Genomic DNA, 12,401 nt, shown 5'->3' on the forward strand with positions numbered 1-12,401 from the left:
TATTATCGCTGACCAGCAAATAGGCACACAGTATGATCACCAGTAAAACACAACAATCCATTCGTAATAGTTATTCAAACCTCCAATCACAGTTGGATAACTTTGTACCTCGTCGTGCACAAAATTATCTTGTCGCCGAAATTGCCAAAACATTGTCCGGCAATTACCACAAATCTAATCGCATGATTGTTGCTGAAGCCGGTACTGGCATTGGTAAATCACTCTCTTATTTGATGGCGACAATTCCGGTAGCAGTATTTAACAATCGCAAAGTTGTTATTTCCACAGCCACTGTGGCACTCCAGGAACAGTTAGTAGAGAAAGACTTACCTCTATTTCGCAGAATTACTGATGTACCGTTCTCTTTTATTCTGGCGAAAGGAAGGCAACGCTATTGTTGTGCAGAAAAACTAATGTCGGCGTGTGGCGTCGATGGTGGTCAGTTGGCGATATTCGAAACAAAACCAAAAAAGAAAGACATCGAACTATTGGAAACAATGCACAGAAGTTTGGCACAAGGTAAGTGGAACGGTGATAGAGATGCGTGGCCGAAAAGCATACCTGATGAAATCTGGCAACTGATCGGCAGCGATAAGCATAGCTGTAATAATAGTTTACCTATGCACCGTAACTGTCCTTTTCAAAAAGCACGTGCTGAACTTGATAAAGCCGATGTCATTATTGCAAACCATAGTTTAGTCATGGCGGATGCCGATCTTGGCGGTGGTGTCATTTTACCCGAGCCAGAAAATACTATTTTTGTTTTTGATGAAGCACACCACTTGCCTCAAGTTGCACGAGATCATTCATCAGCCGCATCAAGTTTAAAAGGGGCTGCAACCTGGTTAGAACGTTTAAATCAATCGATAAGCAAATTTTCCGGGATGACGGATGAAAAACGTGTTGGGCGTTTTCGTAATGAATTACAAGACTCCATACAGCAATTGATACCAGCCTTATCGCAACTGGCTAGTCGTTTTGACCCTGCTCAGTTTGAAGATAAAATTTATCGTTTTGAACACGGCGAGTTACCAAGTTGGCTTGAAGAAGAAGCGAAATCACTTAAGACGCTAAGTCAGAAAGGTGCGCAAGCTGTTGCAAAAATAGCCGACCTTATTGCTGAACGAGTTAAAGATGGAGAACTATCAAGCCGTTTGGCAGAACCTGCATTAGCAGAATTGGGATTCTATATCCAACGTATGGATAACCTAGCACAAGTTTGGCACCTTATGGCGCAACCACTTCGGGACAAAGGAGCTCCCCTAGCCCGTTGGTTGGAAATTAGCCCCGAGCGTGAGGGTGATTTTATCGTCAGTGTTTCCCCACTGGAAGTTGGCTGGCAGCTCGATCAACAGCTGTGGAGTCGATGTGTCGGCGCTGTGCTTGTTTCAGCGACATTGCGCGCACTTAACTCATTTAGTTTTTTCTGTCGTCAAGCTGGTGTAAGTGATAAACCAGAGGACGGTACGCAATTTCTCGCGCTTGCGTCGCCTTTTGACTATCAAAATCAAGCCGAGCTATTCATCCCAAAACTGCGTTACGAACCACAAGTACCACAGTTCACGGAATATCTTATTGAAATTTTGCCTAACCTCATTGAAGACAAGAAGGCCAATTTAGTTTTATTCTCTTCTTATTGGCAAATGAACCAGGTGGCCGAGGCTCTGGAAAGCGCTTTTATTAAGAAAGGCTGGGCATTACAAATTCAAGGCAAAGAATCTCGTGGGGAGATTTTGAAAAAACACTCCACTTTGGTGCAATGTGAAAAAACCAGTATCTTATTTGGTACCGGAAGCTTTTCAGAGGGGCTTGATTTACCAGGCACCCTGCTTGAAAACTTAATCATCACGAAAATTCCATTTGGCGTACCAACGTCTCCAGTTGAACGTGCCCATGCCGAATATATTGAGCGTAAAGGTGGCAATTCATTTATGCAGATCGCAGTGCCTGAAGCGAGTAAAAAATTGATTCAAGCCGCGGGTCGATTACTGCGAAAAGAACGAGATTCTGGTAAAGTCATCCTCCTTGACCGACGAATTATTAGCAAGCGTTATGGCAAAGCATTACTTGATTCCTTACCGCCGTTTAAACGCAACATCGAATAACTAGAAAGAAGAAATCGATTTTATGGAATTACTTGAGCCAACAATGCTGTTGGTGTTGGCACTGGTTGCTTTTGTTGCTGGTTTTATCGATGCAGTCGCGGGCGGAGGTGGCATGCTTACCGTTCCTGCTCTGCTCTCGATTGGATTACCGCCACACATTGCTTTAGGGACAAATAAACTAGCAGCAACGTTCGCCTCTTCGACGGCAGCATTAACTTATTATCGCAAACGTTTGTTCAAACCCAAATATTGGGGGCGAGCATTCGTCTGCACCTTAATTGGCGCCACGCTAGGTACACTCTTTGTTGATTGGATCAGCACAGAATGGCTTGAAAAAATGCTTCCGCTCATTATTCTTGCCGCGGCTATTTATACAATCTTTCATAAAACTCCGACCAGTAACCAAGACGAACTGCCCGCCTCTTGCTCTATCTTTAATAGAAAGCAGTACATTCAAGGGTTAACGTTAGGCTTTTATGATGGTGTTGCAGGACCTGGAACCGGTGCATTTTGGACCGTCAGTTCAATGGCGCTTTATCGATTAAACATCTTAATGGCATCAGGGCTAGCTAAAGCGATGAACTTTACTAGCAATATCACCTCTTTAGTCACATTTGCTTTACTCGGTCATATTGACTGGGTATTAGGGTTCACTATGGGACTTTGCCTGATGGCCGGTGCTTTTGTCGGTGCCCATTCCGCGATTCATTTTGGGGCTAAATTTATACGCCCAGTCTTTGTTACCGTAGTCAGTGTATTAGCTATTAAGCTCGCTTATGATGCATGGTTTATTAATTTATGAGTCGATTAAATCAACTAAGCAACACTTTAGCTCAACTAGCTTCTCAAGCAGAGCTTGTTGACCACAAACGAGGTGAACATTATCAACCTCTTTTTGATGAACATCTTTTTCAATGTAAATCTCATTTGTTGCTGCCTTGTGTCCATGAAATTCAAGCAACACTTACGACTCTGATAAATGAAGAGCAGTCAGGAAAATTAACCACCTCTTCAGCACAATATCTTACTGAACGATTGTTAACACAAATCTCAGCAATTCAACGGGAACTCGCCACACTCAATATTCGTCATAGTGAAGCAAAGCGCAATCAAGAGTTTCGAAAACCGATCCATCGCCTCTATCAAGAACTCGCACAACACCAGAATTGGGAATATCGCCTAATGGAAATGGTGTCGGATAAAGAACAGATGCTTCACAGTGCTCCATTAAATCAACAACCCGCCGCGTACCAAGATCTCATGATCACCAAACAACGCTTACAGCGATGTCGCGACGCCAAAGTAAAGTTAGAAAAGCAGATCGCTTTTAGAGAAAGGCAAAAATAACGATGAGTTCATCAAACTCCAGTCTAGACAACGCACCTGAAGAAATTAAACTTGCTGTCGATCTGATCTATTTATTAGAAAGTAATGACATCGATCTTCATATTGCACTAAAAGCCATCAACATCGTCAAATCGGACCTAGAACAAAAAATTAATTTGGAAGAATAATGTATCCACTTTCATTCTCGCTAGACGCTTTTTTGAGCGAATTTTGGCAGAAAAAACCAACCATTATTAAAGCTGGCTTTAACGATTTTATCGATCCTATTTCGCCAGATGAGTTAGCTGGTCTTGCAATGGAAGATGTTGTCGACTCTCGTTACATCACCAATGCCAACAATCAATGGCAAGCACAACATGGCCCGTTCGACGAAACCTTATTCGAACAACTGCCTGAAACTCATTGGCAACTCATTGTTCAAGCTTGTAACCATTGGCACACTGGGTCAGCTGAGCTATTAGAATCATTTAAAGCCATGCCACAGTGGTTATTCGATGATCTAATGGTGTGTTATTCTGCCCAAGGTGGCGGTGTCGGTCCACACATTGATCAATATGACGTGTTCATCATTCAAGGTAGTGGCAAACGACACTGGCGCGTGGGTGATCTTGACCAAGGCCAATATCAAGAGAAAATTGAAGCGGGTGCGTTACGCCAGATTGAGCATTTTGACTCAATTATCGACGATATTCTTGAACCAGGTGACATTCTCTATATTCCGCCAGGTTTCCCACATGAGGGAACAACCCTTGAACCAAGTTTAAGTTATTCTGTTGGCTACCGCTCTCCAACTGAGCAAGAGCTATTAAGCAACTTTGCTGATCACGCTATCGCATCTGAAATGGGTGAAAAGCACTGGCACAATCCAGCTCTAACCGTGCGTAAAAGCCATAGCATAATGACTTCTGATGATCTCAGCCAACTGACAGCAATGCTAAAAGCTTGCCTTGAATCAGAGCAACATATTGAAGAATTCATGGGAACCATGCTGAGTCAATCTAGACATCAACTTGATATTGTTGAAAATGAAGAGCAGCTCACTAGTGATGATGTTTTGCAACATCTCGATGGGATGGGTTGCTTACGCAAAGTATCAGGATTAAAAACCCTCTATCACGAAAATTCGATTGGTACTTTGTACGTCAATGGCGAAAAATTCACTCTTGCAGATAATACACAAGCGTTAACTCAATTACTCTGCGATACCGATGAAGTTTCTCTAGAGCAAATTCACTTCCCTATGAGTGAAGCAACATTAGTCCTCTTGACTGAGTTAGTAAATAAGGGGTATTGGTTCCTAGATTAGTCCCCTTTGTTCTCTCATAAAGAAGAGTAACAAGGTTGCTCTTCTTTATATTTGAGCTTACCTACATAGACTCGACGTTTTGAATCAAAGCAACACCGCGTGATAACATCACCACATACTTTATAATAAGAAAGTTACAGTAAGGACAGACGATGAAAGTTATTAGTTTTAACATCAACGGCCTAAGAGCGCGCCTTCATCAATTACAAGCAATTATCGATAAACATCAACCGGATGTCATTGGACTGCAAGAAATCAAAGTCCACAATGAAGCATTCCCAGTAGAAGATGTCGAAAAGATGGGTTATCACGTCTACTTTCATGGGCAAAAAGCGCATTATGGCGTAGCCATGCTATGTAAAAAACAGCCGACATCCATACAGTATGGCTTTCCTAGCGATACTGAAGAGCACCAAAAACGAATGATCATGGCGACATTTTCTGATGAAAATGGTGAACCAATTACCATTCTAAATGGCTACTTCCCTCAAGGGGACAACATTGGTCATGAAACCAAATTCCCTTACAAGCGCCAGTTTTACAAAGACCTTATGCAATACCTGAATGATGCCCACAGCAACGAAGAAAAAATCATTGTGATGGGTGATATCAATATTAGCCCGATTGACGCCGATATTGGTATTGGCGAGCAGAACAAAAAACGCTGGCTAAAAACAGGAAAATGTTCTTTCCAACCAGAAGAACGTGAATGGCTACAATCACTCCTAGATTGGGGATTCATTGACACTTTCCGTCAAATACACCCAGACACTGAAGACCGATATTCTTGGTTTGACTACCGTTCTCGCGGTTTTGATGACAACCGAGGCCTACGTATAGATGTGATCTTAGCGACTCGTAAGTTAGCGCAATCTTGTTTTGAATCTGACATAGATTACGAACTACGAGGTATCGAAAAGCCATCAGATCATGCTCCTATTTGGTCTACATTTAAGTAATAAATAATATCTGGGTTTCTTAAATCTAAGAAGCCCACTATAAGCTATTGATTTGGTTTCATTTATTATCCACTCTATTGGTAAAACTTGAAATCTAGTCATAACGGTCTATCGCATTAATTGTCATGGCAATGTTAGGATGCTGCCAACTATTTATAAACCATTCCTAACACCGATGAATATTAATAACTTCAGCTGGAAAGAGTTCTCTCCATTTAATAAAAAAAACGTTGTTGTTCTGTTAGGGATAAGTTTATTTCTCAATATTCTTGTATTGGCCATCCCTATTTATAGCCTACAAGTTTTTGATCGTGTTTTGACTAGTCGTAGCTTTGATACATTATTTTTAATCAGTGCTATCGTTGTTTTTCTAGTCACTATTCAATCTGCATTAGATGTTTTAAAAAACTACTATCTTCAACGTCGTGCTACTAAGCTTGATACATTTGCTTCAATAACTCTCTATAGTGGTATTAATACCGATACACCATCGAATCAAGTCTCACATAAAGATATAAAAGAGCTGCGTTCATTTATGACTTCGCCTGCCTTTTCTGTCGTCTTTGATATTCTTTGGACCCCTATTTTTATTATTGTCATGTTTATTCTCCATCCTATTGTTGGCATTGTTGGCCTTTCCGCCACACTACTCGTCGGAGGATTTTCATTTGTTGCCCATTATTTAAAACTTAAAAAACTAACCAATGCGCAGTTAACCAATATGGCTAGCACCTATGCTCATGATGAATCTGTAACGTTTAATGAAACGGTTCAATCTCAACATTTATCTAACGGATTAAGTCAGCAATACCACCAGTTAACCGCCGAACGAATTTGGTTTGAACATCAACTCTCAACATCAACATCAACGCTGACCTCTATCGCGAAGTACATCCGTTTACTTTTGCAAATGGTAATAATGGCTGTCGGTGCCACACTGGTGATTGATAATGCAATGTCTGCAGGTGGAATCATAGCAGGGTCGATATTGATGTCTCGTGCTTTACAACCGTTAGAGCAGCTATCCGGAGCTTTGCAAGCATGGCAACTCGCATTGGGGGCGAACAAGCGCCTTAATAAATACTTCAGTGAAATAAAACAGTTGCCATCAACAACCCAATTTAATCAGGTACAAGGAGCGCTGCATATCGATGGTGTATCATGGTATCCACCAAACGCTTCTCTCCCCTTGCTAAAAAATCTGCGACTTAAACTTGAACCCGGAAATCGTGTCGCGATACATGGTTCCAACGGCTCAGGGAAAAGTATGCTGTGTAAAATCATCGCTGGGCTCGTCAAACCAAATACAGGTTCAATTAAACTCGACGGGGCTAGCATCAATCAATGGTCAAAAGATCAACTCAGTCAGGTCGTTGGCTACGTACCACAGAAAATAGAATTTTTAGCCGGAACAATTAAACAGAATATTGCTCATTTCGATACGAATATTGATGATGACAAAGTAATCCAAGCCGCTAAAAAAATTGGGGTACATGATAGCATCATTAAATTACCTGATGGGTATAACACTCTTATTGGGCAACGAGGTTTATCTCTATCTTGTGGAGATGCACAAGCGATTGCTATCGCTCGAGCACTTTATAATCAACCTAAGTTGCTCATTCTTGATGAAGCTACATCAAATCTAGACCGATACAAATTACATCAATTCAAACAATTACTTTTACTATTAGCCAAAGAAAAAGTCGGGGTCTTACTCGTGACTCATAACACAGAAATATTTGAAAATATGGATTGGGTCATAGAATTAGAATCTGGCGAAATAAAATCGGCAAAGCCAGTAACTCAAGCGATATCTAGCAGTAATAACGACTCCAGAAATCAAACCAAGAAAGTACATCGTATTAATAACAAGGTTGTGTCCAATGCTTGAGAATAATCGACATACAATATCACCAGATCAAATAATATATCACGATGGTCGCCGGATTAAATTCAATGCAAATGTATATATTAAACTCGCTATTGCCACCGTATTACTATTATTAATCCTATTTTGTGTATGGGCAGCCACCGCTAAATTAAGTAGTGCTGCAATTGCACCAGGAGTAATTATTGTTGAATCACAACGAAAGCCAATTCAGCATTTAGAAGGCGGTATAGTAAAAACCATCCACATCACCGATGGTCAATCGGTAGAAAAAGGTGAGTTACTGATTACATTAGACTCATCAAAGGCAGAAGCTCGATTATTTGGTCTTCGTGCTCAATGGCAAAGTGACTTGGCGCGATTAAACCGACTGCAAGCAGAAATGGCGGAAAGTGACGCCATTTTATTCGACCAACGCTTACTTGCCAGAAGCGACGAACCACATGTCGCCACCCTGCTCTCAACCCAAAGAAAATTATTTGAGAAAAGACAATCACTGCGTAGCGGCGAAGAACAAATATTGTTAGAAAAAGTAGCGCAAGCTGATTTAGATCTTGAGGGGCTACAACAGAAATATCAAGCAGATAAACAAAGCCTTATCTATCTATCGGAACAGGTCGAGATGCATGAATCTTTAATGGAAACCGGGAATACGTCCAAATCTCGACTATTGGATCTCAAGCGAGAACATACTGATTTAACAGGTAGCCTAGCGGAACTCAATGTTCGAATCACTCGTGCGCGTCGTTCTGTCTCCGAGGCAAAATTGAAAGACACCAATGCTGAATTTAATTATGCCAAACAGTTAGGTGAAGAGAGCCAACAACTCGAAAAATCCATCAATGAGGCACATGAGGCCATGGCCGATGCACAACAAGTGCTAAAACGTATTGAAATCCGAGCACCACAATCGGGTGTTGTTGTCGGTCTCAATGTTTTTGCCACTCAATCTGTTATTGCCGCAGGCGATAAGATCATGGAAATAGTCCCTCAAGGGGATCAGTTGATTGTTGAAGCTTTACTCAAACCTGAAGATATTGATGTTGTCTACACTGGGTTAGCGACTGAAGTTAGGCTCTCTGCGTATAACTTCCGTCGCACGCCACCAGTTCGCGGAACACTCATCCACATTTCGGCAGATCGAATAACCGATCAAGCGACAGGCTCTTCAGCTTACCTTGCACGAGTTGAACTCAATAAAGATGACTTAAGTTTACTCTCCGACGTCAGTCTATACCCAGGTATGCCCGCTGAAGTCATGATACTGCTTAACGAACAGACCCCATTGGATTACTTGCTTAGTCCTTTAGCGGTTAGCTCGTATAAAGCCATGCGCGAAATTTAGATTGGAGCATCATTCTGGATACCCTGCTCCTAGCCGTTTCTACGGGTATCTAAAACTATAAAAACGAGAAAAGCCAAACTTGTCGCGAGATAAGGACGGAAAGCTACAGATCTCAACATTGGAAGAGATGGCTGAGCCGCCTCAAATTAATCATCAGATTGATAGAGGAATTTTTCTATGACAATTAAAAAAGGGTCAAACACACTTTCAGGTCACAGCGATATCGTTGCACCAGTCATTGACGATACAACAGCGATGTATGTCGGTGAAACTGTATACGGTACAGAAGCAAATGACTTTATTTCAACTGGCGCAGACAACGACTATGTTGAAGCCTATGAGGGTAATGACACTATCGTCACTCGTGCTGGTAACGATCAAGTAGATGCTGGTGAGGGTAACGATGCTATTGACCTTGGTGACGGCGAAGACTTCGGCAGTGGTGGCGATGGTGCGGACCTCGTCAACGCAGGTTCTGGCGACGATATCGTTATGGGCAATAACGGGAATGACGTCATTATCGGTGATGATTTCAACGACTTCTTTTTCAATCCAACCACTGGTGAGTTCGATGTTGATTTTAGCAATGCTGTCACTGCTGATCTCTCACAAGCGACCGTTTATAGCCCAGATGGTAGCGTAGCCACTTTATATGAAAACAACGGCAAATTTGGCGTAGAAGGCAATCATGAAAGTGGCGTATCTGGTCAAATCGGTTACAGCTTCGAAGATCACGGGTCACAAGGTGATAAAGCCGGTTCTTCTGAAGTGTTTGCTGTGTCTGTTGATGAAAATAGCTATGCTGCACAAGTTGTCATCGACAAATTGTTTGCCGATGAAGCGAAAAATGGTGCCGATAAAGGGACCAATGAAGTGGGTATGTGGACTGTGCTACGCGAAGGAATTGTCGTCGCCTCAGGCTACTTCACTGCCGTTAGCTTTGATGATGCGACGTTGAAAGCGTATGGTTTAGATCCTGCAACTGACAATCTGAAAATTCTAGAAGATGGTAATGGCCGTTCTAACGGTACATTTACAGTAACACCTGAAGATACTGGCTATGTCGCTTTTGATGAAATCCAGTTTTCTGCGGCATTAGGTTCGTATGATAAAAATGGTTATGGCGCACTAGACTCGAGCGACTTTTTCGTCAGAGAGGTCAAAACTGTTGAAATAGAAGCGGATACTAGCGTAAGCAACGACGATATCCTTGTCGGTGGTTTTGGCGATGATGTATTGCTGGGTGGCACTGGCGACGACACATTATTCGGTGACCAATTACACTACGACTTCAGTAACGCTATGTCTGTCGACCTATCGACAGCTCAAGCTTACGATCCAAACTCTCCAACGGGTACTGTTAGCGAAAACAATGGCAATTACGGGGTTCAAGGAAACCAAGAAAGCGGCATTGCAGCAGAGCTTGGCTACAGTTTTAATACCGACGGCAGCGGTGAATCAGAAATGCTATCAGTGACTCTTGCTGAAGATATCTATGCAGCGCAAGTCAAAGTCGATCGTCTGTTTGCTGATGAAGCGCTTAATGGTGCCAATGAAGTTGGTATCTGGACCGTTTTAAAAGACGGTAATGTTGTGGCATCGGGTTACTTCACCTCTGGAGAGATGGATAATGCAACGCTCGAAGCTCACGGTATTGATTTAGGTAATAACCCATCAATTCAAACGCTTCAAGATGCCGATAGCAGTTCAAGCGGTTACTTCGCGATTACACCAGAAAATACCAACAACATGGCATTTGATGAAATTCAATTTACAGCGGCCAATGGTATTTACGATAAAGATGGACATGGATACTTAGACTCAAGCGATTATTTCATCCAAGAAGTTAATGTCCTAAAAGAAGCCGATCGTGGTGATGCAGATAGCAATTTCGGTGCTGATTGGCTCGATGGTGGCGACGGCAATGACTTCCTTGCCGGTGGATTTGGTCAAGATGTTCTGATTGGTGGTACGGGTAACGACGTATTATTTGGCGATATTCACGCGACTAACACTACCCATGGCAATATTGAAAACCTTGGTGATGCAACCGCACTAAATCCAGACGGAACCGTTGCTGAACTGGTCGAACAAAATGGCCAATACGGTGTAAGCGGCAATGATGAAAGTGGCGTTAATGGTCAAATCGGTTTTAGCTTTATTGACAGTGGTATTACTGGCGATGCGAGTGGGAAATCTGAGATTCTAAGCTTGTCTGTTGGTGATGATACCGTCGCGGCAGAAGTTAACGTTGATCGTCTATTTGCCGATGAAGCATTTGATGGCACCAATGAAGTCGGTGTTTGGACGGTTCTAAACCAAGGTGTTGAGGTCGCGACAGGCTTCTTTACTGTAGGTGAATTTGATGCGAATACACTAGCAACGTTTGGCCTTGACCCAAGTACCGATAATATCAAGGTTCTTACCGAAGGTAACGGCACGTCAAGTGGTGTCTTTATGCTTGCACCAACCGATACTGATAATGCGACATTCGATGAAATTCAACTGTCAGCGGCAGAGGGCGTCTTTGATAAAAACGGTTTCGGCTATGAAGATTCTAGTGACTTCTTCGTCAATGAAGTCGTTACCTATCAGAAAGATGACCTACTACTCGGTGGTGATGGCGATGACTTCTTAGCGGGTGGTCTTGGCCTTGATGTTGTTGATGGCGGCACAGGTAATGACTTTATCGAAGACAATGGTAATGACTTCGTCAACGGTGGCGATGGATTTGATACTATTGCTGCGCCTTACATGTCAAATGAGGGGGTCGACTTCGAGCTAACACAGTCATCAAAACTGCAAGGTGTTGAAGTGGTTATTGGTTCAAATGCCCATGACACACTGGTTCTTGATTTTGACCACTTCTTATCAACAGCTCAAGATACTGACGGCAATAATGACAACGCTTTCTACGCGATTGGTGTGGAAGAGTTCGACTATGTGAACGCCGATTACGCTCTGAAAGAGACTGACAGTGTCGATATCAGCAGCCTTGCCCCAGCAGTTCAGCAGCAACTTGGCTACGCATCTGGCTCATTGTTCCAATACACACTCACAAATGGCACTGATGACGTTTCGGTCTTTACTGATACCGAATGGAATGATGTTGTCTAATTTGGTTTAGCTAAATAATCACCGCTGTCATCGCGGTGATTTAACGAGCTATGTTGAGCAAACAGATGCTTAACAGGATTTCGTTTAACGCTGACAAAAATTATCCACCGGCATAGCCGGTGGTTTTTCATATGCGCCTATAAGGCTCTCCTACTGGCTGCGCCCTAGCAGGCGCATAGTGATCTGACATTTGCATATGACTATTTCCTGCGGCCCGTAAACGGGCTACCTGAATACGGGATCGACAATTGCTCTCCCATTTTATCCTGCTCTAGTTGATGYTTTATGTAACTTTGTATCTTGCCGGTATTTTTTCCTACCGTATCGACAT

General features: G+C 42.5%; 9 protein-coding genes, 1 pseudogene and 1 riboswitch. Of the genes and pseudogenes, 9 read left to right on the forward strand and 1 reads right to left on the reverse strand.

Annotated elements, in window-relative coordinates:
* Window positions 1–32: 32 nt before the first annotated feature.
* The 9 genes from dinG (at window position 33) to DZ860_RS13835 (ending at window position 12,070) form a co-directional block, all read left to right on the forward strand.
* On the forward strand, window positions 33–2,105 hold the full coding sequence (dinG, locus tag DZ860_RS13795) for an ATP-dependent DNA helicase DinG (RefSeq protein ID WP_120032223.1): 2,073 nt from the start codon (window positions 33–35) through the stop codon (window positions 2,103–2,105).
* Between the two features lie 22 nt (window positions 2,106–2,127).
* On the forward strand, window positions 2,128–2,907 hold the full coding sequence (locus tag DZ860_RS13800; protein WP_120032225.1) for a TSUP family transporter: 780 nt from the start codon (window positions 2,128–2,130) through the stop codon (window positions 2,905–2,907).
* The gene (gene priC, locus DZ860_RS13805) at window positions 2,904–3,452 is read left to right on the forward strand and encodes a primosomal replication protein PriC (RefSeq protein WP_120032227.1); all 549 of its coding nucleotides are present in this window, start codon (window positions 2,904–2,906) and stop codon (window positions 3,450–3,452) included. The genes DZ860_RS13800 and priC overlap by 4 nt, the downstream gene beginning before the upstream one ends.
* Window positions 3,453–3,454: 2 nt before the next feature.
* A complete protein-coding gene (rsmS, locus tag DZ860_RS13810; RefSeq protein WP_120032228.1) occupies window positions 3,455–3,619 on the forward strand; it encodes a pleiotropic regulatory protein RsmS in 165 nt (54 codons plus the stop codon).
* Entirely contained in the window at window positions 3,619–4,758 is a 1,140-nt protein-coding gene (locus DZ860_RS13815; protein WP_120032230.1) for a ribosomal protein uL16 3-hydroxylase, read from the forward strand. Before rsmS ends, DZ860_RS13815 begins: the two co-directional genes overlap by 1 nt.
* 152 nt (window positions 4,759–4,910) lie before the next feature.
* Entirely contained in the window at window positions 4,911–5,717 is an 807-nt protein-coding gene (xthA, locus tag DZ860_RS13820) for an exodeoxyribonuclease III (protein ID WP_120032232.1), read from the forward strand.
* A 139-nt stretch (window positions 5,718–5,856) separates the two neighbouring features.
* Complete coding sequence (locus tag DZ860_RS13825) at window positions 5,857–7,611, forward strand: type I secretion system permease/ATPase (protein ID WP_120032234.1); 1,755 nt, start codon at window positions 5,857–5,859, stop codon at window positions 7,609–7,611.
* Window positions 7,604–8,953 (forward strand): HlyD family type I secretion periplasmic adaptor subunit, encoded by a 1,350-nt coding sequence (locus tag DZ860_RS13830; RefSeq protein ID WP_120032236.1) that lies wholly within the window; start codon window positions 7,604–7,606, stop codon window positions 8,951–8,953. Before DZ860_RS13825 ends, DZ860_RS13830 begins: the two co-directional genes overlap by 8 nt.
* Window positions 8,954–9,015: 62 nt before the next feature.
* A riboswitch (cyclic di-GMP riboswitch) is annotated at window positions 9,016–9,097 on the forward strand.
* Window positions 9,098–9,130: 33 nt separating this feature from the next.
* The gene (locus DZ860_RS13835) at window positions 9,131–12,070 is read left to right on the forward strand and encodes a calcium-binding protein (protein WP_120032238.1); all 2,940 of its coding nucleotides are present in this window, start codon (window positions 9,131–9,133) and stop codon (window positions 12,068–12,070) included.
* A gap of 200 nt (window positions 12,071–12,270) precedes the next feature.
* Here DZ860_RS13835 and DZ860_RS13840 read toward each other — a convergent pair.
* A pseudogene (locus DZ860_RS13840) lies at window positions 12,271–12,401 on the reverse strand (IS200/IS605 family transposase); the annotation flags it as partial.

Origin of the sequence: Vibrio sinensis, assembly GCF_003605645.1 — a bacterium.
Classification (GTDB): Bacteria; Pseudomonadota; Gammaproteobacteria; order Enterobacterales; family Vibrionaceae; genus Vibrio; species Vibrio sinensis.